This is a genomic window from Bradyrhizobium sp. USDA 223 (assembly GCF_044909005.1).
In the GTDB taxonomy this organism is placed as follows: Bacteria; Pseudomonadota; Alphaproteobacteria; order Rhizobiales; family Xanthobacteraceae; genus Bradyrhizobium; species Bradyrhizobium yuanmingense.
Map to the genome: position 1 here is coordinate 2,837,072 of NZ_JBIYDR010000001.1, position 25,023 is coordinate 2,862,094.

18 protein-coding genes are annotated in these 25,023 nt (G+C 62.4%); 12 read left to right on the plus strand and 6 right to left on the minus strand.

Features of this window, described 5'->3' with window-relative positions; all coding sequences use genetic code 11:
* Position 1 precedes the first annotated feature (1 nt).
* Positions 2 to 1,648, minus strand: a complete 1,647-nt coding sequence (gene mdcA / locus ABIA40_RS13045) for a malonate decarboxylase subunit alpha (RefSeq protein WP_404541387.1) — start codon at positions 1,646 to 1,648, stop codon at positions 2 to 4.
* 111 nt (positions 1,649 to 1,759) lie between these two features.
* Here mdcA and ABIA40_RS13050 point away from each other — a divergent pair, with 111 nt between their 5' ends.
* From ABIA40_RS13050 to ABIA40_RS13060, 3 genes are all read left to right on the plus strand, one after another.
* Positions 1,760 to 2,620, plus strand: coding sequence for a LysR substrate-binding domain-containing protein (locus ABIA40_RS13050; RefSeq protein ID WP_404541389.1), 861 nt, complete (start codon positions 1,760 to 1,762; stop codon positions 2,618 to 2,620).
* A gap of 590 nt (positions 2,621 to 3,210) precedes the next feature.
* Positions 3,211 to 4,182 (plus strand): ABC transporter substrate-binding protein, encoded by a 972-nt coding sequence (locus tag ABIA40_RS13055; RefSeq protein ID WP_275509687.1) that lies wholly within the window; start codon positions 3,211 to 3,213, stop codon positions 4,180 to 4,182.
* An 8-nt stretch (positions 4,183 to 4,190) separates the two neighbouring features.
* A complete protein-coding gene (locus ABIA40_RS13060) occupies positions 4,191 to 5,990 on the plus strand; it encodes a cache domain-containing protein (RefSeq protein ID WP_404541391.1) in 1,800 nt (599 codons plus the stop codon).
* A 19-nt stretch (positions 5,991 to 6,009) separates the two neighbouring features.
* On the opposite strand, the gene ABIA40_RS13065 is transcribed toward ABIA40_RS13060, so the two are convergent.
* Positions 6,010 to 6,909 carry a DMT family transporter gene (locus tag ABIA40_RS13065; protein ID WP_404541393.1) on the minus strand — a complete coding sequence of 300 codons (900 nt, stop codon included), beginning with the start codon at positions 6,907 to 6,909 and terminating at the stop codon, positions 6,010 to 6,012.
* 766 nt (positions 6,910 to 7,675) lie between these two features.
* Here ABIA40_RS13065 and ABIA40_RS13070 point away from each other — a divergent pair.
* Together ABIA40_RS13070 and ABIA40_RS13075 are read left to right on the plus strand one after the other, a co-directional pair.
* Positions 7,676 to 11,446 (plus strand): vitamin B12-dependent ribonucleotide reductase, encoded by a 3,771-nt coding sequence (locus ABIA40_RS13070; protein ID WP_404541395.1) that lies wholly within the window; start codon positions 7,676 to 7,678, stop codon positions 11,444 to 11,446.
* 308 nt (positions 11,447 to 11,754) lie between these two features.
* Positions 11,755 to 15,804 carry a tetratricopeptide repeat protein gene (locus ABIA40_RS13075; protein ID WP_404541397.1) on the plus strand — a complete coding sequence of 1,350 codons (4,050 nt, stop codon included), beginning with the start codon at positions 11,755 to 11,757 and terminating at the stop codon, positions 15,802 to 15,804.
* A gap of 33 nt (positions 15,805 to 15,837) precedes the next feature.
* On the opposite strand, the gene ABIA40_RS13080 is transcribed toward ABIA40_RS13075, so the two are convergent.
* Positions 15,838 to 16,047 carry a hypothetical protein gene (locus ABIA40_RS13080; protein WP_404541399.1) on the minus strand — a complete coding sequence of 70 codons (210 nt, stop codon included), beginning with the start codon at positions 16,045 to 16,047 and terminating at the stop codon, positions 15,838 to 15,840.
* A 123-nt stretch (positions 16,048 to 16,170) separates the two neighbouring features.
* On the opposite strand from ABIA40_RS13080, the gene ABIA40_RS13085 reads away from it, so the two are divergent.
* From ABIA40_RS13085 to ABIA40_RS13095, 3 genes are all read left to right on the plus strand, one after another.
* On the plus strand, positions 16,171 to 17,136 hold the full coding sequence (locus ABIA40_RS13085; RefSeq protein WP_404541401.1) for a hypothetical protein: 966 nt from the start codon (positions 16,171 to 16,173) through the stop codon (positions 17,134 to 17,136).
* Positions 17,137 to 17,677: 541 nt separating this feature from the next.
* Positions 17,678 to 18,289 (plus strand): hypothetical protein, encoded by a 612-nt coding sequence (locus ABIA40_RS13090; RefSeq protein WP_404541403.1) that lies wholly within the window; start codon positions 17,678 to 17,680, stop codon positions 18,287 to 18,289.
* A 9-nt stretch (positions 18,290 to 18,298) separates the two neighbouring features.
* Positions 18,299 to 19,243, plus strand: a complete 945-nt coding sequence (locus ABIA40_RS13095; RefSeq protein ID WP_404541405.1) for a trypsin-like peptidase domain-containing protein — start codon at positions 18,299 to 18,301, stop codon at positions 19,241 to 19,243.
* A 22-nt stretch (positions 19,244 to 19,265) separates the two neighbouring features.
* On the opposite strand, the gene ABIA40_RS13100 is transcribed toward ABIA40_RS13095, so the two are convergent.
* Positions 19,266 to 20,117, minus strand: a complete 852-nt coding sequence (locus ABIA40_RS13100) for a DUF3883 domain-containing protein (RefSeq protein WP_404541407.1) — start codon at positions 20,115 to 20,117, stop codon at positions 19,266 to 19,268.
* A gap of 431 nt (positions 20,118 to 20,548) precedes the next feature.
* Here ABIA40_RS13100 and ABIA40_RS13105 point away from each other — a divergent pair, with 431 nt between their 5' ends.
* Positions 20,549 to 21,151, plus strand: coding sequence for a hypothetical protein (locus ABIA40_RS13105; protein ID WP_404541409.1), 603 nt, complete (start codon positions 20,549 to 20,551; stop codon positions 21,149 to 21,151).
* Positions 21,152 to 21,327: 176 nt separating this feature from the next.
* Entirely contained in the window at positions 21,328 to 21,843 is a 516-nt protein-coding gene (locus tag ABIA40_RS13110) for a ParB N-terminal domain-containing protein (RefSeq protein WP_404546227.1), read from the plus strand.
* Between the two features lie 216 nt (positions 21,844 to 22,059).
* Here the strand turns inward: ABIA40_RS13110 and ABIA40_RS13115 are convergent, their stop codons facing one another.
* Complete coding sequence (locus ABIA40_RS13115) at positions 22,060 to 22,326, minus strand: DUF2312 domain-containing protein (RefSeq protein WP_025575662.1); 267 nt, start codon at positions 22,324 to 22,326, stop codon at positions 22,060 to 22,062.
* A 185-nt stretch (positions 22,327 to 22,511) separates the two neighbouring features.
* On the opposite strand from ABIA40_RS13115, the gene ABIA40_RS13120 reads away from it, so the two are divergent.
* The gene (locus tag ABIA40_RS13120) at positions 22,512 to 23,168 is read left to right on the plus strand and encodes a phasin family protein (protein WP_271546786.1); all 657 of its coding nucleotides are present in this window, start codon (positions 22,512 to 22,514) and stop codon (positions 23,166 to 23,168) included.
* A gap of 189 nt (positions 23,169 to 23,357) precedes the next feature.
* Here ABIA40_RS13120 and ABIA40_RS13125 read toward each other — a convergent pair whose 3' ends face one another.
* On the minus strand, positions 23,358 to 23,660 hold the full coding sequence (locus ABIA40_RS13125) for a hypothetical protein (protein ID WP_404541412.1): 303 nt from the start codon (positions 23,658 to 23,660) through the stop codon (positions 23,358 to 23,360).
* A gap of 343 nt (positions 23,661 to 24,003) precedes the next feature.
* Between ABIA40_RS13125 and ABIA40_RS13130 the strand changes: the two genes are divergently transcribed.
* Positions 24,004 to 25,017 carry a hypothetical protein gene (locus tag ABIA40_RS13130; RefSeq protein ID WP_271547266.1) on the plus strand — a complete coding sequence of 338 codons (1,014 nt, stop codon included), beginning with the start codon at positions 24,004 to 24,006 and terminating at the stop codon, positions 25,015 to 25,017.
* The last annotated feature ends 6 nt before the right edge of the window (positions 25,018 to 25,023 follow it).

Sequence of the window (25,023 nt, forward strand, 5' to 3'; positions counted from 1 at the left end):
CTCAAGCTTGGGCGGTGACGGCGCGGCGGAACTTGGCCGGTGGCATGTAGAGTCCGCTCGAGGCGGCCACGAGATCATCGATCGTCTTGGCGGCGAGCAGATCGCGCGTCGCCGTGCCGACGTCGATGCCAAGGTCTGCCGGAAACATCACGATGCCGCGACGGCGAAGGCTCTCGGTTGTGTCAGGCGATTGGCGCTTGCCAAATTCGGTGTCGCCGGCGATCGCGCGCAATGCCGCCTCGCGATCTTGCGGTGATCGGCAGCGCAACAGGTTCGCAACGGCCTTCTCGGTGATGACATGACTCACGTCGTCGCCATAGATCATCACCGGCGGCAATGCGAAGCCGGCGGAGGCGGCCAGATCGAACGCGTCCAGACGCTCGACAAAACTGGGCGTGCCGTTTGGCTGATGGGTCTGCACCATCTGCACCACAAGCTTGCGCCCGCGTAAGGGATCGCCTGCTTCCTGACCGGCGCGAAGCCAGGTGGGGCTGTCGTGGCGACGACCGCGTGCATCCGCACCCATGTTCGGCGCGCCGCCGAAGCCTGCGATCCGGTCTTTCGTGGCCGTCGAACTGTTGCCTCGCGCGTCGATTTGCAGCGTGGCGCCAACAAACATGTCGCAGGCATATTGTCCGGCGACCTGCGCCAGTGCCCGGTTCGACCGCAGGCTGCCGTCGGCGCCGATCGGGAATATATCGGCGTGCTTTGCGACGTAGCGCTCCATACCGAGCTCGGAGCCGAAGCAATAGACGCCGTCGACGAAGCCGGCTTCGATCGCCGGGATCAGGGTCGGGTGCGGGTTGAGCACGAATTGGCTCGCGATCTTGCCCTTCAGGCCACGCCGGGCGGCAAATGTCGGGAGGATCAGCTCGATCGCCGCGGTGGCGTAACCGATGCCGTGGTTGAGCCGCCGGACCTCAAATGACTCATAGACCGCAGCAATCGCCATCATCGCCATCAGCACGTTCTCGTCCCTTACCTTGGCGGGGTCGCGCGTGAACAGAGGCTCGATCGCGTAAGGCTTTGGGCTCGGTATGACGAAATCGACCCAGTCGCCGGGGACGTCTACTCGCGGCAACCGGTCAACGATCTCGTTGACTTGCGCCACGACAATGCCGCCGCGAAAGGCCGCGGCTTCGGCGATGGTCGGCGTGTCTTCGGTGTTGGGACCGGTGTAGAGATTGCCGTTGCGGTCGGCCTTGTCGGCGACGATCAGCGCCACGTGCGGCGTCAGGTCCACCAACATCCGAGCATAGAGCTCGAGATAGGTATGGATTGCGCCGATCTTCACCGTGCCGATGCCGACCAGTTCGGCAAGCTTGCGGCTCTGCGGACCTGCGAAGGCAAAATCGAGCCGATTGGCGACACCGCGCTCGAACACGGCGAGATGATCGGGCAGCGCCAGCACCGACTGCACCATGTGCAGATCGTGAATCTGCGCCGGATTCACGCTCGTCAGGGCGGCGGCAAGAAAATCGGCCTGCTTCTGATTGTCGCCCTCGATGGCAACGCGGTCGCCCGGCTCGATGATCGCTTCGAGCAACTCGGTCGCGCGCTCGGCAGGGCAGAGCTTTTCAGAGCAGATCGTGGCGGCCCGAGCTAGCCTCGCGGAGCGATCCGCTCCCCGTCGTGATGTGGCGTGCATGATGAACCTCCTTCGCTCGACGCTGTCTTCGATGCAGAAGTTAGGTGACCAGCATTGATTATAGAAACGATATTTTGTAATGTTATTGATTATGGATTTGGATCAATTGACATGCTGGAATTCGAGCTTTTGCGTTCCTTTGTTGCCGTCGCGGATTGCGGCGGCTTCCACCGCGCCGCCGAACGGCTCAATCTGACGCAGTCGACCATCAGCCAGCAGATCAAGCGATTGGAGCTTGAAACCAAACGTCCGCTGTTCCGGCGCACGACCCGCAGCGTCGCGCTGACCGACGATGGAGAGATGCTGCTGGGTGACGCCCGTCGTCTGTTGCAACTCGAGGAGGCGGCCCGCCATCGCCTGTCAGCGCCGCGTTTGTCAGGAACCGTGCGTCTTGGAGTGGTCGAGGAAGTCGCCGGCGGCTCGCTGCCATCGGCGCTGGGACGCTTCGCCATGTTGCACGCGAGCGTGAAGCTCGAGGTGCAGATCGGCGTTAGTGCGGAATTGATTGAGCAGTTGAACAAGGGACGACTCGACGTCGTGTTCGCTAAGCGTCCGCTCGGTACGTCGCGTGGGCGCCTAGTCTGGCGCGAACCCATGGTTTGGGCCGCCGCCGACGCGTTTGATCTGGTTCCGGGCGCGGTGCTGCCGCTGGCGCTCTATCGCGAGCGGTCAGTATCGCGTGAGGCAGCGCTCGCCGCGCTAAATGACAGCGAACTGACGTGGGAGATCATCTATACCAGCCCCAGCCTGACAGGTGTGCGCGCGGCGGCGCTCGCTGGTCTCGCCATCACGCCGCTTCCCGCGAGCGCGGTCATTGCAGGTTTGCGCATTCTGGGATCGCAAGAGGGCCTGCCGCGCCTTCCTGACCTTGAGTTCGCAATCTATGAGAAAGCCCGGCCCGAAAAGGCCGCGGCGGCGCTGGCCGCAGCGCTTCTGGCACTTGGGCAATCGCCAGCGCGCCCGACGATTTAGCGCCATACGTTCCGTTGCGGGTCCAACCCCAGGGTGCAGATTGGTTCATCTCGCAATGATGAGGATCCGTCAGGCGGTATTGAGCGCATCGGTCTCATGACGGCTCTGGGTCCACAAGCAGTAATGCTCTGGCAGATCAGAGTATCTCCGCTCGTCCTCAGGAGCGAACATTGCCTTTATGAGTACACCCCCTAGCCCGTATGAGCACGCGCTAGCCCGTGAGTTGCCGAAGGCGCTGCAGTCACACCATATATGAGGTCGAGGACACTGGCTCCGGACGTGAGTTCCGGTTGTCCTTGTGAGACGCCGTAGCTCGCCCGTATCCGCGCCGGAGGTGTTCCGACACCGCGCGATGCCGGGAATAAGGCCGTTTTGATCTCGATCGGTCAGTCTCAAGCAAAAATCAAGCGCATCTCAAGGACAAAGCGTCTCACCAACCCAGTCTCTGAGCATGCTCTCGGCGACAAATGTTGGAGTCGGTGTCGCGAGAGTCCGCTTGCGGAGCGCGATACCAAGCGCAGTCACCAGATGCACGGCTCGGATCTTGGTCTGCGGCCGGAACTGCCGGCCCAGTTTCGACAGGTGCTCGCATGAAGAGACGAGAGTTCATCTTATTGATTGGTGGAGGACTGGCCTGGCCTGCGATCGCACGGGCGCAGGGCGGAACCAAGCTGCATCGTATCTTCTGGGTCTCGACTGAGTCCGAACCGGATCCCTTCCTGGACGGCTTTCGCGAGGGAATGCGCGCGCTGGGATACGTCGAGGGCAGGAACGTAACCTTCGAGACGCATTATGCTCCTGGAAATCCGCAGGCACTGCGCAAGATCGTCTCCGAGTTGCAGCGAGCGGATATCGACCTCGTGGTCTCGAGCGGTCCGGCGACACGCGCCATGACTGCGGTCACCGACGTCCCCGTGCTGTTTGCATTGAGCGGTGACCCCGTCGCTTTGGGTGTGGTGAAGAGCCTTTCTCATCCCGGCACCAATTTCACCGGCAGCACATTCCTGTCGCTCGAGCTGGCAGGAAAGCGCGTTGAGCTGCTCAAGGACATCTATCCAAAGCTGCGAAAACTGGCGGTGTTCTCGAACACGGATCATCCGGGAGAGCCGCTGGAATGGCGCGCGACCTTGGAGTCGTGCCGAAATCTCGGCATTGAGGCAACCTACGTTCCGTTCTCCGGCGCTCGCGAAATCGAGAACGGGTTGATGGCTGCCGGCAAGGTGGACGCGGATGCTCTCCTCGTGTTTCCCGATGCTGTGACGCTGGTGCATCGTGCGAAGATTGCGGAGCTTGCAATCGCGCGCCGGCTTCCCTCGATGTTTGGCTGGTCTGAATATTGTGACGCTGGAGGTCTCCTGAGCTACGGCGCAAACCAGCGCACGACCTATTTTCGGCTTGCCAATTACGCCGATCGCATCCTGCGCGGTGAAGATCCGTCAGATCTTCCGGTGATACGTCCCGAGAAGTTTGAACTGGCAGTCAATATGAAGACAGCCAGGCTTCTGGGTATGGATCTGGATGTGTCGTCGATCCTGTTTCGCGCCAGCAAGGTGATCTCCTGAGCGTAGTTATGACGGACGGTGCTGCGCAGCCCTCTTCGTGTACGATGCCCCCGCGTCGCTCGCTGTTCTGCAAGTACTTCGCAACGTTGTTTGTCGCTGCGGTCGTGCCTCTGATACTCGGCGCGGCCGTCGAGGCTTCTTTCGGTTACCGAGACCAGCGCCGCCAGATCAGCGCGGTGCTGCAGGCCGATGCTCGCTCGGCGTCCGACAGGATCGAGGCGTTCAGCGAAGGCATCCGCGATCAGCTGGGTTGGATGGTGCAGCTTCCCTGGGCTGCCGGAGACGATGCGCAACATAAGATCGATGCCTTGCGTCTCCTCCAGCAGGTGCCTGCGATACTTTCGGTTTCGCTTCTGGATGAGACCGGCACCGAACGGGTCTTTGTTTCGAGGCTGCTTCTGAACAGGACCGGGCGCGGCATCGATATGTCTGCGGATCCCGCTATTCTGGGCGCACGCGGCAACAAAGTCTGGTACGGACCGGTTGAGTACCGGCAAGATTCAGAGCCCTATATGAGGATCGCGGTTGCCGGGAGCCTGCCGGAAGCGGGGGTTGCGATCGCCGAGGTCAATCTGAAGCTGATCTGGGATGTCATCGCAGCTATCAGAATTGGCGAGACCGGCTACGCCATTGTTGTCGATAACTCCGGTCATCTGATCGCACATCCCGATATCAGTCTGGTTCTGCGCGGTCGCGCCAGCTCGGGCAGTTTCGGCCGGATCAAGCATCTCGTTGGCGAGACGAGCGGAGCGGCGGTGATAACCGGGGAGCGAGGCAACCCGGTGGTGGCGCTATCCGTTCGGGCCGCCGATGTGGGATGGACGGTGATCGCGATGCTGCCGACCTCGGAAGCCTTTGCATCAATTCGCGCAGCGTTGTGGCGATCGTCGATCCTCATTGCCTTCGGTGTGCTTGTCGCGCTGGCGCTCGCCTATTGGCGCGCGCACAGAATGTCCGGTCCGATCAAGCAACTGGAAGAGGGCGTGGAGCGGATCAGAACCGGACAATTCGAGCATCGCATCAAAATCTTCAGCGGTGACGAGTTGCAGCAGCTGGCGTTGCGTTTCAATGAAATGGCTTCTGAACTGGCGATCTCGCAGCAGAAATCTGCGCGGATCGAACGGCTGAAGCAGTTCCTGCCATCGCAGGTCGCCGAATTGGTCGAACATTCTCACGAACTGCTCGAAGGGCAGCGACGTGAAGTGGCTGTCATTTTTGGCGACTTGCGCGGCTTCACGGCGTTCTCCACGCGCAATGAACCCGATGTCATCATGGCCGTCATGCGAGAGTACTACGAGGCCGTCGGCGCCGTGACGACTCGTCACGAGGCAACGCTCATCGGCTTTGATGGCGACGGAGTCATGCTGCTGGTCAATGCCCCGATCGCATGCGAACAGCCGGCAACTCAAGCGGTCCGCCTCGCGATCGACCTGCAAATGACGGTTCAGTCCCTTGCCGGCAAATGGTGTGACGCCGGCCACGCGATCGGCTTTGGTGTGGGCGTTGCCATGGGACCGGCAACGGTAGGAACGGTCGGTTATAACGGTCGGCTGGACTACACGGCGATGGGAGCCGTGGTGAATTTGGCCTCGCGGCTCTGCAATCTCGCGAAGGACGCGCAGATCCTGGCTGATCCCACGATCGCTGGAAGGGTAAGCAATGGCGTTCCCTTGGCGTCGCTCGGACAGCGGACCATCAAGGGCTATGACCAGGCTCTCGAAGTCTTTGCTGTCGCACCTGCTGGCCTGCCGTTGAAACCGCGGGGCCCGGCACAACGCCGGCGAGAGAAAGAACCTCAGGACCACTGATACCCCGGCGTCCGGACGGCTACCCCCGTGTCGCCAGCACCACCGCGGCCAGCGTAAACACCAGCCCCGCGATCTGCCCTGGCCCGAGCGGCTCGCCAAGCGCGACCGCCGAGGCCACGACGCCGATCACCGGCACCGCCATGGTGCCGATCGCGGCGACCGAGGCCGGCAGGCGCGCCAGCGCTGCGAACCAGCTGACATAGGCGATGCAGAACTGCCCGACGACCGAATAGACCAGCAGCCACCAGCCAAGCGGCGTCACATGCGACAAATGCGTGGTCTCGATCAGGAGGCCAATGATCGAGATCGGCAGGCAGCCGATCCCGATCTGCCAGGCTGCCGCCGTGAGCGGCGGCAGGTGAATCGGGTACTTCTTCGAGAGCACGGTGCCGAGGGCAAAGCCGAACGCACCGACGAGTACCATGATGATGCCCGGCAGCTTTTCCGTGCTGGCGGCAAGGCCGTTGCCCCCCATGATCGAGGCAAGCCCTGCGAAAGCCAGCACCAGCCCAAGCGTGCGCAAGACCGTCGGCCGCTCCCCAAGCACCGGCCAGGCGATGATCGACGCCCAGACCGGCATCGTATAGGCGATCAGCGCCGCCTCGCTCGCCGGCAGCCAGAGCAGCGCCAGCCCCATCAGCACCATCCAGCCCGTGACGTTGAGCGCGGCTGCGGTGAGCAGGCGCGGCCAGATCACACCCTCTACGTGCAGGCTTTGCCGCCGGATCACCGCAAGCAGCGCCAGCAGCAGCGCGCCGAGCACGCCGGTGACCCCGCGCAGCGTCAGAGGCGGCAGCTCGGCGAGCAGGAATTTCGTCACCGGCCAGTTGAAGCCCCAGCCGATCGACGTGATCGCAAGGAACATCAGGCCGGCCGGGGCGATGCGCGGCCGCACGCCCGGCGTCGTCGAATCAAGCATGTCGGCTAGTCCGGCAAATCTGGCGGTCAGCTTGGCCCGGATTCGCGGGTCCCACCACCGCTTTGGCGGGCATGCCTGCCCTCACCGTCCGTAGGGCTACGTGAGTCCTGCTGACGCAATCCCATTGCTCAAAAATATACCTGCCCTGTGAACAGCGGGATGAAGGCCCCGCGTCATCACGGCATGCAAATTTTTTCAGTTGGGAATCCCTGAGGACTCACTGATACTTGGGTCCACGACAGGCGCGGCGAAGACCCTGTTATCCCCCACAATCCACCATATTTAGTATTTGATTCAGGAACTCGCACTAGTTCTTGACGGGCGCAACGGAGAGTCCTAGCTTTCGGTCCGTTCGGCGCGAGTGAGTTTGCGTCCCGCCGGCACTCCCCCAAAGGGTCTCGCAAATTTCAGCTCCGCCAGCCGGCCAAAGGCTGCGGATGAGGGCTTGTCTGCCCTCGGAATGCAGGCTCTTCGGGGCGCCAGAACGGGCCGGCAACAGGCTCGGATGGCATCGATGACGAAGTGACGTTGTGGGGCGTTGAACGCATGTCGCGCACATCCCCTTGGGGGCGGATGGGTGTGGACATGCCGGCGGGATGATCGATGCGACGCATCGAGCTCGCGCCGGGAAAAAACAGGGCCGGATCCACCGGCTGAACTGCGGAGCCCCGAGGCCGAACGGCTGAAGGCGCCGCGAATGCAATGACGACCCGGCACGCCCACAACGAGGGGCGGGACCGGTCAAAGAAAAGGACGGGGCAAGACCATGCGGATTGAGCGGCGCCACACCACTGCGGGACAGTCACCTTATGCGGGAATCGAATTCCGCCTGACCACGTCGGAGATTCGCAATCCCGACGGCTCGGTCGTGTTCAAGCTCGACAACGTCGAGGTGCCGACCGAGTGGTCGCAGGTCGCCTCCGACGTGCTCGCCCAGAAGTATTTCCGTAAAGCGGGCGTTGCCGCGCGCCTGAAGAAGGTCGAAGAGGAATCCGTCCCCTCCTTCCTGTGGCGCTCCGTGCCCGACACTGATGCCCTCGCCGCGCTGCCCGAGAAGGAGCGCTATGTCAGCGAGCTCTCGGCCAAGCAGGTGTTCGACCGCCTCGCCGGCTGCTGGACCTATTGGGGCTGGAAGGGCAAGTATTTCTCCACCGACGAGGACGCCCAGGCCTTCTACGACGAGCTCCGCTACATGCTCGCCATGCAGATGGTCGCGCCGAACTCGCCGCAATGGTTCAACACCGGCCTGCATTGGGCCTATGGCATCGACGGCCCCGGCCAGGGCCATTATTACGTCGACCCCTTCACGGGCAAGCTGACCAAGTCCAAGTCGGCCTACGAGCACCCGCAGCCGCATGCCTGCTTCATCCAGGGCGTCGGTGACGACCTCGTCAACGAGGGCGGCATCATGGACCTCTGGGTCCGCGAAGCCCGCCTGTTCAAATACGGCTCCGGCACCGGCTCCAACTTCTCGCGCCTGCGCGGCGAAGGCGAAAAGCTCTCCGGCGGCGGCCGCTCCTCCGGCCTGATGAGCTTCCTCAAGATCGGCGACCGCGCCGCCGGCGCTATCAAGAGCGGCGGCACCACGCGCCGCGCGGCCAAGATGGTCGTCGTCGACGTCGATCACCCCGACATCGAGACCTATATCGACTGGAAGGTGAAGGAGGAGCAGAAGGTCGCCGCCCTCGTCACGGGCTCCAAGATCAACCAGAAGCACCTCAAGGCGGTGCTGAAGGCCTGCGTGAATTGCGAAGGCTCGGGCGACGATTGCTTCGACCCCGAGAAGAACCCTGCCCTGCGCCGGGAAATCAAGCTCGCCCGCCGCAGCCTCGTGCCTGACAATTACATCAAGCGCGTCATCCAGTTCGCCAAGCAGGGCTACAAGGACATCCAGTTCGACACCTACGACACCGACTGGGATAGCGAAGCCTATCTCACGGTCTCGGGGCAGAACTCCAACAACTCGGTCTCGCTCAAGGACGACTTCCTGCGCGCGGTCGAGACCGACGGCGACTGGAATCTGACCGCCCGCACCTCGAAGAAGGTGACGAAGACGCTGAAGGCGCGCGACCTCTGGGAGAAGATCGGCTACGCCGCCTGGGCCTCGGCCGATCCGGGCCTGCACTTCAACACCACCATGAATGACTGGCACACCTGCAAGGCGTCCGGCGACATCCGCGCGTCCAATCCGTGCTCGGAATACATGTTCCTGGACGACACCGCGTGCAACCTCGCCTCCGCCAACCTGCTGACGTTCTACAACACCGAGACCAAGCGCTTCGACGTCGAAGGCTATGAGCACCTCTGCCGGCTCTGGACCATCGTGCTGGAAATCTCCGTCATGATGGCGCAGTTCCCGTCGAAGGCGATCGCCGAGCTCTCCTACGAGTTCCGCACGCTCGGCCTCGGCTACGCCAATATCGGCGGCCTGCTGATGACCATGGGCCTGCCCTATGACTCCAAGGAAGGCCGCGCGATCGCCGGCGCGCTGACCGCGATCATGACCGGCATCACCTACAAGACCTCCGCGGAAATGGCTGCCGAGCTCGGCACCTTCCCCGGCTACAAGAAGAACGCCGCGCACATGCTGCGCGTGATCCGCAACCACCGCCGCGCCGCCCACGGCCAGTCCAACGGCTATGAGGCGCTCAGCGTCAACCCGGTGCCGCTCGACCTCGTCTCCTGCCCGCAAGGAGACCTCGTCAGCCATGCCCAGGCGGCTTGGGATGCGGCGCTCGAGCTCGGCGAGAAGCACGGCTATCGCAACGCCCAGACCACGGTGATCGCGCCGACCGGCACGATCGGCCTCGTCATGGATTGCGACACCACCGGCATCGAGCCGGACTTCGCGCTGGTCAAGTTCAAGAAGCTCGCTGGCGGCGGCTACTTCAAGATCATCAACCGTGCGGTGCCGGCCGCGCTGCGCGCGCTCGGCTATCGCGAGAGCGAGATCGCGGAGATCGAGGCCTACGCCGTCGGCCACGGCTCGCTCTCCAACGCGCCCGGCATCAACGCCTCGACCCTGAAGGCAAAAGGCTTCACCGATGAAGCCATCGCCAAGGTCGAGAAGGCGCTGCCAACCGCGTTCGACATCAAGTTCGCCTTCAACAAGTGGACCTTTGGCGAGGACTTCATCCGCGACCAGCTCGGCATCGGCGCGGAAGCGATCGCAGCCCCCGGCTTCGACCTGCTCCAGGCTGTTGGCTTCACCAAGCGCGAGATCGAGGCGGCCAACGTCCACATCTGCGGCGCGATGACGGTGGAAGGTGCCCCGCACCTCAAGGCCGAGCATTATCCGGTGTTCGACTGCGCCAATCCCTGCGGCAAGATCGGCAAGCGCTATCTGTCGGTCGAGAGCCACATCCGCATGATGGCGGCGGCGCAGCCCTTCATCTCGGGCGCGATCTCCAAGACCATCAACATGCCGAACGACGCCACGGTGGAGGACTGCAAGTCCGCCTACATGCTGTCGTGGAAGCTCGCATTGAAGGCCAACGCGCTCTATCGCGACGGCTCCAAGCTCTCCCAGCCGCTCAACTCGCAGCTCATCTCTGACGATGAGGACGAGGACGATGCGGTCGAGCTGCTGCACGAAAAGCCGATGGCGGCGCGCGCCACGCATGTGGCCGAAAAGGTCGTCGAGAAGCTGGTCGAGCGCATCGTCGTGATGCGCGAGCGCGAGAAGATGCCCGATCGCCGCAAGGGCTACACCCAGAAGGCGGTCGTCGGCGGACATAAGGTGTATCTGCGCACCGGCGAATACGATGACGGCCGTCTCGGCGAGATCTTCATCGACATGCACAAGGAAGGCGCGGCGCTGCGCTCCTTCATCAACAACTTCGCCATCGCGGTGTCGCTCGGCCTGCAATACGGCGTGCCGCTCGACGAATATGTCGACGCCTTCACCTTCACCCGCTTCGAGCCGGCGGGCCCCGTGCAGGGCAACGACAGCATCAAGTACGCGACCTCGATCCTCGACTACGTCTTCCGCGAGCTCGCGGTGAGCTATCTCTCGCGCTTCGACCTCGCCCACGTCGATCCCAACGAGACGGGCTTTGACGCGCTCGGCAAGGGCGTCGAGGAAGGCAAGGAGCCGGACGAGGACGGCGGCCACCACGCCACAAAGCTGGTCTCGCGCGGCCTCACCCGCTCGCGGACCGACAACCTGGTCGTGATGCGCGGCGGCAGCACCGCCATCAGCCAGGGCAACGACAGCGCGCCCTCAGGCGGCAGCAAGGTCACGGCGATGGCGGCGCACGCCACCAGCGCCCGCCTCAGCGACGCCCTCGAAGGCGCCGTCGCCCTGAAGCAGGAAGTCCAGCACGATCTGTCGCCGACGGAGAAGCTGGAGCAGCTGCAGTGGAGCAAGGCCGGCAGCGCCGCGGTTGCGGCACCGACCAAGGCCGAGCGCCGCGCGGAGGCGAAGGCCAAGGGCTACGAGGGCGAGATGTGCTCGGAGTGCGGCAACTTCACGCTGGTGCGGAATGGGACGTGCATGAAGTGCGATACTTGCGGCAGCACGACGGGGTGTTCGTGAGGGGGTAGAGCGCGCCGATAGAAGCAGAACCCGAGCGTTGCAGCGATGGGCATAGTTGGTCCCCTACAAGTTGATCCCCTAATCGGGGCAAAGTAGGTCCCCTAGCCCCAATACGGTCACGGCAAAACGTGTCCCTAGAAAAATGTCCCTCGGCGCCGCCGGCGCCGAGGACTGAGAAAGGTTCGCGGCAGGCTTCGGCTTCGCCGCGAACTGGTTAACCGAACGAATCATGAATCATCTCTCTGAGACGCAGAGATCTCGCTTCTTGGGCGTCTTGGTTCGATGTGAACTGTGAAACCCGTTTGCGTATGTCTGAGCGTCAAGACCCGCCCCAGCTGACAGGGCTTCCTGTCCACCCGCCGTTGCCGTCGTTCAGCGTCACGGCTGGGCAAGAGATTCCAAAGCCGAAAGACTGGCAAGACTTCCAGCGCGGCTGCGTGGCCCTATTTCAAGCCGAGCTGAACGATCCGCACGCGCAGGAATACGGTCGCAATGGTCAAAAGCAGCTCGGGATCGATGTTCTTGGTCGGCGCGATGGGGTTCACGATCATTTCGTTGGCATCCAGTGTCGTCGATACGACAAGCCGCTGAAAAAGGCCGCGATACTGAAGGACTGCAGGGACGCGCTGTCGATCAAGGCAGGGCTCAAGGAAATTATCTTCGCCACGACCTGCCCCAGTGACGCCAGAGCTACGGACGCAGCTCTTGAAGTCGAAGCCGAGCTTCGCGCCGAGGGGCATGACCTAAAGGTCATCCTCTACTCTTGGTCCGACCTAGAGCTCAAGATCTGCCAGCATCAGGCGGCACTCCCGTACTTTTTCCCTGCCGCCATTGCATCGACCGCGGCTCAGTCGATGAAGCTTGATTCTGCGTCTGTCTTGGCAATCGCCGAGGCCGTGGCGCGCGTCCTCCCTGCCGCCCAAGCCCTTGTCCCGGCAGACGTGAAAGCGCCAACCGACAGCTCAGAGGACCCCGCGCTCCATGCCAAAATCGATCTTTGGCGGGACTTGTTCCGCACCAAGAACGCGTTCGTGCATGCGAAGGAAGGTCTGCTGGAGCTGAAGTCGAAGGAGGACCTGTCGGGCAAGCCGTGGGCTGATTTCAGGATCGAAACCAATCTTGGGTCCGTGGCAATCAACCTCGGAAGGCACGACGAGGCGGCTGCCCACTTTGAGAGGGCGTATTCGATCCGCCCTAACGATTGCAACGCCATCGCTAACCTCGCCTTGGCCAGAACGATCATGGGCCGGCACGAAGAAGCAATGGAGTTGGCCAAGGTCGCGTTGGATTCGACGCCCCGGTCCGATCAAGCCGTATCTTACCTGCTCCAGGCGGCCGCGCGCTCGTCATGGCAGGGAGATCCGGAGACGTTGATCCCTGTCGACCTTGTCGGCTCCGTTCACGCGGATTTGGGGCTCGCGGAGTTTCTGCGGAAGCGGAACGCGCCGGACTGGGCCGAGAGGACGAGGGAGTTGGCGCGCAACCATCTCGATCTGCCCGAGTTCAGGCGGCTCGATGCTATCGCCGTTCTTGAACTGGCGCTGGGACCCGACGTCTTTGTCGGGAAGCCGGGGATCGTCAGTCGCACGGATCTTGAGCGTGCCGCGGACGAAACCCTGGCTATGGCAGACGCCTGTCTAGCCAGTGCTTACGCTGATCAATATGACCTGATGGCGTACGTTAACAACGCCGCAGTCTTGCTTCGTTTGACGGGCCGTCAGGCCGATTGCGAAGCTCTCCTCGCCCGTGCGCTGCCGGCGCTCCCGGACCAGCCGCATCTGAGGCGGCTCTTGGCTCTGGCTCAAGCCGCGCAAAACCGGTTCGACGCCGCCGAGGTCACCCTCCGGAATGTTCAGGATCGTGAAAGTCGCTTGCTTGCAGCAGAGATGGTGGCCCGCCGAGACACCAGGGAGGCGATCAAGCTAGTCGAGGATATCGATGCCGCCGGCGAGGATCATCATCTGGCCGAATTGAAATGGCGCATCCTCGGAGACTTGGGCCTTCGGGTTAGGGATTACGCACGCGTAGATTCTGCCATCGCAGGGCTCGCCAGCTTGCCCAACGGAAAACTGCTGGCGGATCTCCTTCAGCTCCGGCGAGACGCCCAGACCGGCACCGATGAGAAGGAAAGGCATGCACGGCTGATTGAGCTTGCCTCCGGCGACTTCACCTTGGCCAACAACGTGTCGCGCTACCTGGTCGCTGACGAAATGCGGAATCAGGGCCTGCCGGCCGAAGCGGCCAAGCTCATCGAGCCAGTCGCTGATTTGCAGGTTCTGAATCCGGCGACCCGCCTGTACCTTAGCTGTCTAGTCGAAGCCCGCCGGGATGAGGCGTTTCGCGATTGTCTTGCGAGCGCCTCATCCGATGTGCGGAACGACCCCGAGATCCTTTGGCTGCTGGCCACCCATTCCTGGAACATCGGCGACTTGCCGGAGTCGCGCCGAGCGGTCGAAACGCTGCTACGCGCCCAGCCTGATAGTGCCGAAGCGCGGCTCCTGAAGATCGAAATCTCGCTGCGATCCGACAACGTCGACGAGGTGCTGCAGGAGCTTGAGCGGCCGATCGAGCGGCTCGCGATCAGCCGACTGAGCGACAAATTCCGGATCGCGAGCCTATTGGGTCATTTCGGCCACACGGAGCGGGCGGTCGCCTATGCCTACAAGCTGTTTCTAGAGAACAGGGAGGTCTCTCAAGCATGGCTTTGCTTCCACGGGCTGGTCCTGCAGGAAGGAACAAAGCTTGGGGAGGTCAAAGGCGCTTGGGACGTCGATGTCGTCGGCGAGAACACCGGCGTCGACATCGAGTACGAAAGCGGCGAGAAGCAGTTCATCGTCGTCGAACCAGACGGCGCGCTGCGTCGGCTCGACGAGGATTCGTGGGAGCCAGATCACCCGTTGGTCCAGGCGATCACTGGCCTGATCGTCGGGGCGCAGTTCACCAACCCGGTGAACGGTAAAGTCGGAACGATTCGGCTTGTCCGGCACAAGTATGTGGCCAAGCACCATTTCGTCCTCAACCACCACGAAGCGCGATTTCCAACGGTCGCCGCCATTCGGTCCATACCGGTCGATGTTTCGACACCTGAGGGCCTGGCGCCGTTGCTTGAGGAGCTCAAGGCAAAGCACGACTGGATCGAGCAGGAGCAGGAAAGCTACAAAAAGGCACCATGGCCACTGGCGGTCCTCGCCCAAAGGACCGGTTGTGACACCATCGATGTCGCAGAAGGTCTGGCGGCTCAAGAGCTCCGCCTGAAGGTGGCTTCCGGCACGCAGCGAGAGCGGAACGCGGCGGTGGCCGCGATTGTCGCAAACCTCGGCCAAGGCTGCGTCTTGGACCTTCATGCGTTCTGGACGTGTTGGCGGCTCGGTGCTCTTGGGTCTGTAGTCGATGTATGCGGCCTGGTTCACATCGCGCAGAGCACCATGGACCAGCTTCTGGCCCGGCGAGAGCGCATCAGTCATTCCGCCGAAAGGGGCTATAAGGGCGCCAGCTACCGCGACGGCAAAATGGCCATCACCGAGGTCGCCCCTGAGCACATCCAGCAGGCGCTTGCGGACATCGACCGGGCTATCGAATGGGCCAGGACGCATGCGGTGGTATGTCCGTTGGTCGTGCCTGAAAAGGCGCCACAGTCTCTTAGGGACTTCCTGCGGGACGGTCCGGGTGGCGTTTTCGACAGCTCTGTCGTCGCCCTGCAAAAGGGGCTCCTGCTGGTCACGGACGATATGCCGACCAGGGGATTCAGTGGTTGCTGCGGGATCGACCGCAACACTTGGCTGCAGCCGGTGTTCATGGTTGCTGCGGACCGCAACAAGATCAACGCCGAGACCTATACGCAGTGGACCGCGCATCTGATCGGCGCCGGGCACAACTACGTATGCGTATCGGGGCAGGTCCTCATACGTGCCGCCTTAATGGATGCGGACGCGGGCAAATGTCCGGGTTATTTCTTTGGGCAGGTCGTCAAAATGCTCGGTGGAGCGACGGCGGAAATGACGTCGCATATCCGGGTGGCAGCCGAATTTCTGCGGTATGCCTGGGGCAATCCATCAGCCCTTTCGTACCGAGAGAGCGCTACCGATATACTGCTTCAGCATCTCGTTCGGGAGCGGCCTCACGATCGCCGCGAAATTTTGCGCGCGGTTAAATATTGCGCGCGCGAATATCCCAGACTGGTCAGGTATCTGACGGCGTGGTCGCAAGGTCGTGGTGCTGACTCGCCTCGCAGTTCGGATTTACTCGAGGGCGCGACAAAAACGGTAAGCGATACGCGAAAGCAGACGTCGAAGAAGGAACTACGAAATCGCGACCGAGCATGGAGGGAAGCTCAGAAGCGGAAGCCGAGACCGGCCTAATGCTGCATGGCGACGATGGGGCTCGCGGTCACGCTAATCTTTCAGCTTGTAGGTGCCGTCCAGCCATCCCTGCAACAGCTCCTCGACCACAGCCGAGACGCTCGTCTTGTCGGGAATCACCTTGAGCTTGGTTTTGATGATCGTTTCTTCGTCGATCAGGACCTGCAAAGGAGCCTTTCCTTCGGGCGCACGCGGTCCGCTCCTGCTCTTACGTACCGTCTTCGGCTTGCCCGCCTTCGCCACCTGCAACCCCTGATTCGCCTGTCTTAACCATGATGCACGCCCCGTCCGACCCGGCAACAGGAGGTGCACATGTGCGCATGCACCCCGTTGACACGGAACCCCTGATAGCTTATTTGGAATTCCATGGAAACGGAAGAAGACGTCGAACTCGTTCAGCTGAATAGCGCCCAGGCGGAGCAATTCGCCCGGATCGAGCAGCTGTGGCCCGAGTTCGGCCACTCGCTGCAGGTGCTGGCCGCCTCCGACGGCGGCGGCATGGCCTGGCGGACCGTGGACGGCATCGAATACCTGACGCGCTACACGCGCCAGGACGGCAAGCAGAAGGTCAAATCCCTCGGACGGCGTAGCCCGGAGACCGAAGCCATTTTCGAGCAATTCGAGAGCACTGTGTTGAAGGCGCGGCGCGTGCGGCGGGAGCTGCGCGAGGACGTCCTGCTGTCCTGCAAGCTCGCGAAGGCCTACGGCGTGGCCCGGCTGCATGGGCGCCTAGCCGAGACCCTTGATTGGCTCTGGTACACGGGGGCCTCCAGCCGGATCTCGGTGTTCGGCGGCACCGCCCTGCTCGCCTACGAAAGCGGATCCGGGATCATAGCGCCGGCGGCGCTCGTCAAGGACAAGCACCTGCAGTTCGTGGCGCGGACCGAGGACCTCGATATCCTCAATCTGGACGAGATCGCGGAGGCCTGCGACGTCGACGACGAGGGCGCTACCTGGAAATACGACGATGACCGCTACCTGATCCGGACCAAGCTCGAGAGGCGGCTGCTGGCCGAGGTCTTCCTGCCGACCTACTTCGTCCGCCGGCTCGACGGCGACGCCCACGACGAGCTCAAGGGCATGCTTCGGGGGCCCGGGACCAAGGCGCTGACGTTCAGCCGGGACACCCGCCCGATCGAGCTAACCGCACTCGACCCGCGGACTTACGCGATCGCGGCCCATTGCATGCGCGACAGCGACCTCTGGGCCGAACGGGCCCAGTTCGCCTGCGAGCTGGTGAGACAGAGGTGGCCCGATGACTTCGATAGGGTTCAGGACATCATTCTCGACGCCGACCCAGACGTGCGCTGGAGCCGGCTCAGGGGGCCATAGTGGAAGCGGAAAGAGACGCAACCGCGTGATCGCTGTGGACGGCGTGTTGAAAACTCGGGGGCGCCGGGCGGGGCTCGGCTGTCGACGATTGCGAACGAGTCCTTGGAAAATTGTCGGGCCCAGAGAGCCGGGTTTTTCGAAAACGCTGATTCCGCGGCCTCGGACGTGATTAACGCGGCTCCCGCCCGGTTCTCGGGATTGCCGCCCGAATAGGTCGTCAAGCGGCAGAGGCGCCGAAAAACAAGATTCTTGCCCCGAGCGATCGTGCACGGTGAAACCAGCGAAAAAGGAGAAACCGACCTCCCAAACGAAAACCGCGGCCCCTGCAAGGACCGCGGCGATCGGGGAAACCAGAGAAGAACCTCGGAAGAGGAAACTCGGACCGGCCACCACCAAGTAACGCCCGCACCAGATCATCTCGGTGACTGGTTGGCAAGGCCGGTCCGAGGCGTCCTCCTCCACAGATCCACGTAATCCACCGCCCACGACCGGAAATCCGTTTTCCGGCGACGGCAGAGCTTTGCCCGGAGGCAAGCCACCGATGTCGACCGCGACGATCCACGAAACGTATTTCATGCCCGATCCGTCGCTGCGGGACCCGCGGCCGGAAGACGACGCGCAGCCGGAGATGCTGCCCAGCCTGTCCAGCCGCCCGATCTCGCTGCATTCGGCGATCTCGGTCCACGGCTGGGATTTCTTCGACGGACGCAAGGTCTGGTACGAAGCCGAACTCGAGCTGAAGTTCGCACTGGTCGCGAAAATGCGTCGCGACGTCCGTGCAGTCGAGGAGCAGCCGCCGCCCGTGATCTTCGTCAACGATCAGGGGGTCCGGCAGCAGCACACGTTCGATTTCAAGCTGCGGATGATGGATGGGACCAGCGGCCTGGTCGCAGTGAAGCCGTTCGCGCTGGTCGAGAAGACCGGTATCCGCCGCGTCGTGGAGCTGACCGCGGAGCAGATCCCGCCCTCGCTCGCCGACTGGACCCTGCTCTTCACCGACCTGGATCTCTCGCTCACCGACCTCTTCAACGCCAAGGTTATCCACCCTCACGTCCGCAACATGAAGGTGATCAAGGTCCTTCGAGCTCGCCCGAGGGCGCCCGCCTCGGAGCAGACCGGCACTAAACGGCGCCCAGATGGCAACGCGACCTGAGACACCACCATGTCATCTTCAGAAAAGCCGTCAGGCGGCGGCAGCCACCTCGGGCAATCGGCTATCGGCCTGGTCACCTCTGACCCGTTGGGCGACCTCCCAGTTGGAGCAAGCATAACTTTCAATCCGATTGTTTTCGGCGGGTCCAACGCAGATGTTCGTCCGCTGTCAGTTAACAACTGGGGGGCCTTCGAGGGCGCAATTTTCAGCGTGGTTCTAAAATCAGCCAGTTCGAGCTCGGTTTTGGGCTCGGCCTTTATGATTGCTCCGGGTATCGCGATTACGGCAAGCCACCTTTTCTCCGACATCCTCGACGACTTGCAGAAAGGAGAGGTCGTTCCGTACTGCCTCGGGATTAGGGGAACGACGGTGGAGATCTGGACAGTCACCAAACTTTCCTACGGTGTGGACGACACGACAATTCTGTCGATAGCTCCGGCATCAAGCCTCCCAAAAGACGGGAAATACTATCGGATGAGCTTGACCACCCGTGCGCCTAAAAATGGAGAGAAACTCCATATCGCAGGCTTTCGAGCGGAAACTCTCAGCCATGGCCCAAACCCAACGTTCTCAGGGCATATGTATACGTCCGTTGGCACTGTTGCAGCCGTCCATCCTAACGGAAGGGACCGCGTACTGATGCCGTACCCTGTAATTGAACTAAACTGCGGCTCGCTCGGCGGTATGAGTGGGGGCGCAGCAATCGACGAGCAAGGGTTCGTGATGGGTATCGTGTCGCGCGGCTTCGAAACGGCGGATGGCGATGGGCCGACATACGTGTCTTGGATAATCAATGCTATGGCGCGACAGCTTGAGGTGGCTTGGCCGCCAGGCGCTTATAGGGCGCCGGTTAGCCTGCTTTCACTGGATGATCATACGATCGTGATAGAAGGTCGTGAAGCGCTCGCCGGGACCACAGAAAAGGCCATGGTGTACAAGCCTTGGTTCGAATGAGTGCATTCGATTGCGTCGTTAATTACCTCGGCGTCGCCATGAACGTCGCCGGCGCCAGCCGAAGCCCGGATTCCAACGGCGGCGCGATGTCGAACATTTTCACCTGATTGCGGAAGTGGAAGACCCTACGGACCCGGTAGATGCCGCCCTGCTCCGCCGCGACGTCGCACTCACGCCTGGTCATCCAGAACGGCGTCCGTTCGTTGCCGCAGGTGGTCTTGATCTCGAGCAGCCGAGGCTCTCCGCTATCGGCGTCGTACGACCGAATGTCGTAGCCGTAGCCGTCCCCGTCGAGGTCGGAGATCCACCGGACATCCTTGGCTAGGTCGGCCCTGCCGGCTTTCTCCAGCCTACGGCGCTCGAAGCCGACCACGAACTCCTCGCCGGCGCGCCCCAGGTCGCGATTGCGAGCATCCCTGGCTGCCGGGTCGAACTTGCCGACTAGACGCCTGATTGCCGCCGGACGGTCTTCCGGCTCGCTGTTTAGGAATGCTGGCGGCGCCACCAGGATGTCGCTCTCATCCCGTACCCGCAGCGGGCCGGCGCCGATCGTGAATAGCTCCGCATGGCGCAGCAGATGCTGCTCGACCACTGCGACCAAGGCGTCTTGATAGTGCGGCAGCGGCTTGTAACCCTGTATCCATGGTACCCCGATCTCGTCGAGGACGGCGGAGACATTCTGGAGCTTCCGCTCGATCGATCCCGGCTTGCGCCCAATCGCGGCTATCACGCCGCGGCGGTAGTCGGACTTGTTGTACTCCCGCCCGGCCCGCTCCTCCGCCAGCATCAGGAAATAGCTGCCGACCAGCACGGCGACTTCATCCGCGGTCCAGTCGGTGCCCTCCTTACTCGGATCGATGCCGTCGACGGTCATGCAAGCGTCCCCTGCCCGCAGGAATCGTACCAGGTCGAACTGCGAGCGCAACTCGTCCGTCGGGCGATCGGGAGCATGCCAACCGCCTCGGCAAGTGAGCCGACGGCAGAGGAGACGCGATTTTGCCTGCTGTTACGCGCTCGCGGCGCTCATTGACCTCTAGGGGACGTACTTTGCCCGTAAACATCGGTTCGTCGGACGTCGAGCAGAAATTGGGTTGAGGGATTTCAGTAATTTGCCGACGCGTTAGCGGACGTCTTATGCCCATCGCCGCAAGCGTGCTCGGGCATGCGAGGGGCGGCCGAGAGGCCGCCCTTCTTTCATTCACATGTTGCAACTTGTGGTTTTCTGACGCTAACTAGGTACTCAGAAAGGCGGCGAATGCAGTCCGTCCATTTCAATCACGTTCATGTTCTGACTTCGGGGGTGTGATGAATAGATTCGACGGGATCGACCTTCCTAGTATCGTTCAACGTCGCTTCGACGTGCGGATGACGGAATCCAAAACAAAACTAGACGTGCTCACTGCACGGCTGGCAAAGGCCCGTCACATCAAAGCGTTTGAACACCTATGGCCCTCGCTCGATAATGCCCTCAAGCCGAAACTTGCGAAGTTACGCACCACGTTGCCCCGTCACGAGCAGAAGAAGCTAGAACACGATCGCATTCTCGAAGAATTACTGTTGCTGGCACGTCAACAAAGTCGTGTTCTGTCTAATCCGGCCGGCCTTATTGGTGAGGAAGTACTTGCCTTACTACTCAGGCTTACCCATGAACCGGAGGGAGCTGCAATACGCTTAGTGCACAAGGAGCGAGATCTCGTCCTTGCGTTGTGTGGGCGATGGGGACGACTGCAGTACGAATTGAACGGCTATATCAGCGTGCTTGACCCGAAAGAGCGGCCGCATGCTCGCGAGATGATCGAGCGCTTCTCTTCTTACGTGAAGGAGCTCCAGTCCATACTTGTCGGAACTGCCACAACACAGTCCATCCAACAGGCATTTGGTTCCAGCTCTCAAATCGGATCGTCGTAGCGAGCGTAGCCGGGGCGGAGTTACGGTGACAGAACACAAATCAGTTCGGTCTGCTGGCTCCGATGCTCATCAATACCCTGCCCCAGAAATTTCCTTTGCTGTCGAGCCTTTCCCTCCTAAACTCCCGACACCACCGGCATAGGTTCCGACAGGCCCGGTTGAAGTGGAGCCAACTTATGCCCAAACCGGAAAGCTTCCCGATCGAGAAGATCTTCGTTCCCACGAAGCAGAAGAGGGCCATCAAGCCTGAGACCGTCGCGGAGATCGCGGAAAGCATTCTGGAGATCGGACAACAGGCCCCGATTTCCGTTCAGCGCGACGGAGACCGCCTCGTTCTGGTCGAGGGACTGCATCGGTTAGAGGCCTGCAAGGCGCTCGGCGAGACGACCATTCTCGGCGTCCTCGTTACGGCCGAGCTTGCTCAGCACAAGCCGCAGCTCGCCGAGCGGCCTGAAGTCGAGGCAGAGCGCATCAAGATGGCGCGGTTGAAACAGTTGCGCCTCGAGAAAGAAGCCGCTGAGGCATCGGCGGCTGCCTTGAAGGGCGTCAGGCAGGCGGAAGCGCCGCGTACCCGTCCGGCGAAAGGTGTCCGCGACAATCCGAAGGCATCACCGGGCCGGACTGTGAAATCGAAACCGAAATCATTGTCGGACTGGATCACGCAGCAAAAGGGCAGCGGCGGCCGCTATTGATGGCGGACGCCGTCATTCCGGGGCGCGCCCGCTTTGGGCGCGAGCCCGGAATCCATCGGGCGGCACGACGCGTTGCACAATGGATTCCGGGCTCGCGCTTCGCGCGCCCCGGAATGACGGGGCGTTCGGCTGCGCTCCACCTCCGCGTGATTGCCACCGCGCGACGGCCGCAATCTCAGCGATCGCGGCCAACTCTTCTCACCAGTCAACCCACCTTCACGCCGCCTTCGCCTGCTCCGGCGAGGCCGTCTCCATTGCGCGCATGTAGAGGTCGAGCAGGCTTTCGCGCTCGTCGCGCTCGTTCTTGTCTTCCTTGCGCAGCTTGATGATCTCCTTGAGGATCTTGACGTCAAAACCCTCGCCCTTGGCTTCTGCGAAGACTTCCTTCTTCTGTTCGCTCAACTCCTGCATTTCGCTGTCGAGGTTCTCGATCCGCTCGACGAAGGAACGGATCTTGCCGCCGGGAATGGTGATGTCGGACATGGTACCTCCTCGCTGATGAGGTCGTGAAAATGCCCGCAAAGAAATGACCAATGTGTTAACCGAGTTGCCGCACCCGATGCCATCGCGCCGCAGCGATACCCGGGACAGGCGGCCACCCTGCAGCTATCTGGATCGGCGACGTCTTGCCCGTATGCCTCGACGATGCAGCGGCAAAATCTCACCACATGGCCGCCACGCAAGCGACAGCCCACAATCGCGATTTCAGCGCAAACGCGACGGAGGCTCGCGGCTTCATCGATATTCGGGAGCCATTTGCAATGTTGAGTGCGGTGGACAACAAGCCAAAGGGAAAATCCGGACGGCGCGGCGGCAAGAAGAAGGCCGGACATCGGACCGGGGCCGGCGAGCAACGCGCAAGTGCAGCGCATCAATTGCCGGATGCCCCGGCGGAGACCAGGCAAGAGACCGAGCACGAGACCGAGCAAGAGCCTGGCCGACAGATCAGTGCGGAGATACCTTCGGCTGCGGCCTTGCCGGACGAGGCTTCCGGGATGGAGCTAGCTGCAAGCCCGCCCGTCGCACCGGTCGAACCCTTCCAGGCCACCACGCAGGCGATTGCCGACGCCTATAGCGACTATATCAGGACCTCGCTTGAGCAAGCCTGGAATTTCCTGGGAAAGCTCGCGACGGCGCGTTCACCCGTCGAGGCCTTTGAGCTTCAGATGGCGTACGCGAAACAGGCGTGCGACTCGTTTGTCGCCGAATCCCAGAAGATCGCCGAGCTGCATGAACAATTGACCAGAGAAAGGGTCATGCATCTTGAGGGGTTCGTGGCCAGGCTCACCCAGACCACGCTCGAAATCCGCACGATACGTCACTGACGACGGGTGCACATTGCGGCGCCGCGGGATGTAGGGTGGGTTAGCTGGCGGTTGCGCGAAGCGCGGTCCGCCGGCGTAACCCACCACCTCTCCGCCGCCGAGATCAAAGAGGTGGGTTGCGCTACCCGACCTGCGCTTTGCGCCGTCGCGGAGCTAACCCGCCCTACGCGCCTGAGGACCGCCGGGAGTTCAGTACCCGGACTTGGTGCCGGTGGTCGACCCGCCGCTCGCGCCCGTGGTTTGACCTGTGGTTTGTCCTGTAGTTCGTCCTGGAGCGTAGCTCGACGCGCCGGGGCTGGTTTTCTTCGAGGACTTCGCCTGCTGCTTCTTCTTATGTCCCGGAGCGTAGCTGGAAGCGCCCGGCTCGCCCTTCTGGGAACCCATTTGCTGCATCTCATGACCTGGCGTCTTGCTCGATACACCCTGAGCAAATACGACCGGGGCTGTAGCCATGACAACGGCAGCCGAAAGCGCGATGATCATTGCTTTCATGTTGTCCTCCTCGAACAATCCCCTCAAAGGAAACGGAATGGACTAGCGCCCGTTCCCGTCAGCGAACGCTCATGGTGAGACCGGCGCTGCTCGACTGGTCCCTGTCGCCGCCGCAACGCGATGAACGTTTTTCGATCAGGATCGGTGCACGTCGTAGGAATACTGGGAAGCTGCTCCCGGCTGCTTCAGCATCAGAAGATTCCAAGCGATCGCACGACAGCGCCGTGTCGCGCATGGTGTGCCGAGCCCGCCATAATTTTTCCTTTGCACACGCGTTGTGTCTGATAGCAGCGAGACCTATTCTTCCCAAAAATCGGACTGCCTCCCATTGACGCCCGACCGGATGGAGAGCGCATCGGTGCCTGAGACGAACGACCCCAAACCCGATACCGACAAGCCTGATGCGGCCAAGCCTGAAACCGCCAAGCCGGACGAGGCGCGCGCCGACGGTGGGCTGGCGCGGGCCTACGACCGGATCAAGAGCGCAGAGGAAGACCTCGCGCGGCTGGACCGGCTGGTTTCTGGAATGGAACGGAGCAGCGAAGCCCCGCGGACCTTCCACGCAAGCGCCGCCTCGACGGCAGCCGCCACCTCGGCAAACAAGGCGCCGACGCCGGATGCCAGGGTTCTAAACACCAAGCCTCGCGATCACGGCCTGAGGGGAGACAGGGCGATGATGCGCGCTCTGGCTATTCTCGTGATGGCGATCGGCCTGCTCGGTGCCGCTGTCGCATCGCAATATGGCGACGAGGCGACATCGATCGGCAAGTCCATCATGGCGCGATGGGCTCCACCCGCGAGCGCACCCCCGCAAGCGACCGCCGCGGAAAGTCCGGAGCAGCCGGCGACGGTGCTGCTGGCGGCCGCGGATGAGCCGAGCCCGGTGCCTGCACCGCCGGGGCCTAAGGACGCGGAAAGCGCCCCGAAGCCCGGCGCCACGGCGGCCGAGCCGGCATCGTCCGAGCTCGCGCAATCGCTCAAGGCCATCACGAGCGAGCTTGCGAATATCAACGGCAAGCTCGAGCAGCTGAAGAGCCGCAGCGAGCAGACCCTGCGCGACCAGGCCGACACTATTCAACAGCTCAAGGCCGCGCAGGAGAAGGATGCGGCGGACAATGCGCGCCTCGCCGCGCAGGTCCAGGCGCTGCAAACGCAACTGAGCGCGTCATCGGCGCCATCCGCCTCTGCAGCCGCCAAGCCCGTCGTGCGCAGCGTGGTGAGCAACGACACGGCTGCGCGTGCCCGGGCGCACGTACCAGACGCCGCGCCACGACGGCCGAGGCCACCGCCGCGAGGCCCCTGGATGCCGCCGCGCTATATGGCCGACCCTTATTATTACGGCGATCCGGATTGGTGAGCCCGT

Bases quoted from the DNA above. Each gene is read 5' to 3' on its own strand.
- ABIA40_RS13105 (WP_404541409.1), top strand. From the start codon at position 20,549: ATGAATAGATTCGACGGGATCGACCTTCCTAGTATCGTTCAACGTCGC.
- ABIA40_RS13060 (WP_404541391.1), top strand. From the start codon at position 4,191: ATGACGGACGGTGCTGCGCAGCCCTCTTCGTGTACGATGCCCCCGCGT.
- ABIA40_RS13095 (WP_404541405.1), top strand. From the start codon at position 18,299: ATGTCATCTTCAGAAAAGCCGTCAGGCGGCGGCAGCCACCTCGGGCAA.
- ABIA40_RS13085 (WP_404541401.1), top strand. From the start codon at position 16,171: ATGGAAACGGAAGAAGACGTCGAACTCGTTCAGCTGAATAGCGCCCAG.
- ABIA40_RS13090 (WP_404541403.1), top strand. From the start codon at position 17,678: ATGTCGACCGCGACGATCCACGAAACGTATTTCATGCCCGATCCGTCG.
- ABIA40_RS13120 (WP_271546786.1), top strand. From the start codon at position 22,512: ATGGCCGCCACGCAAGCGACAGCCCACAATCGCGATTTCAGCGCAAAC.
- ABIA40_RS13065 (WP_404541393.1), bottom strand. From the start codon at position 6,909: ATGCTTGATTCGACGACGCCGGGCGTGCGGCCGCGCATCGCCCCGGCC.
- mdcA (WP_404541387.1), bottom strand. From the start codon at position 1,648: ATGCACGCCACATCACGACGGGGAGCGGATCGCTCCGCGAGGCTAGCT.
- ABIA40_RS13130 (WP_271547266.1), top strand. From the start codon at position 24,004: ATGGAGAGCGCATCGGTGCCTGAGACGAACGACCCCAAACCCGATACC.
- ABIA40_RS13050 (WP_404541389.1), top strand. From the start codon at position 1,760: ATGCTGGAATTCGAGCTTTTGCGTTCCTTTGTTGCCGTCGCGGATTGC.
- ABIA40_RS13115 (WP_025575662.1), bottom strand. From the start codon at position 22,326: ATGTCCGACATCACCATTCCCGGCGGCAAGATCCGTTCCTTCGTCGAG.
- ABIA40_RS13110 (WP_404546227.1), top strand. From the start codon at position 21,328: ATGCCCAAACCGGAAAGCTTCCCGATCGAGAAGATCTTCGTTCCCACG.
- ABIA40_RS13125 (WP_404541412.1), bottom strand. From the start codon at position 23,660: ATGAAAGCAATGATCATCGCGCTTTCGGCTGCCGTTGTCATGGCTACA.
- ABIA40_RS13100 (WP_404541407.1), bottom strand. From the start codon at position 20,117: ATGACCGTCGACGGCATCGATCCGAGTAAGGAGGGCACCGACTGGACC.
- ABIA40_RS13075 (WP_404541397.1), top strand. From the start codon at position 11,755: ATGTCTGAGCGTCAAGACCCGCCCCAGCTGACAGGGCTTCCTGTCCAC.
- ABIA40_RS13055 (WP_275509687.1), top strand. From the start codon at position 3,211: ATGAAGAGACGAGAGTTCATCTTATTGATTGGTGGAGGACTGGCCTGG.
- ABIA40_RS13070 (WP_404541395.1), top strand. From the start codon at position 7,676: ATGCGGATTGAGCGGCGCCACACCACTGCGGGACAGTCACCTTATGCG.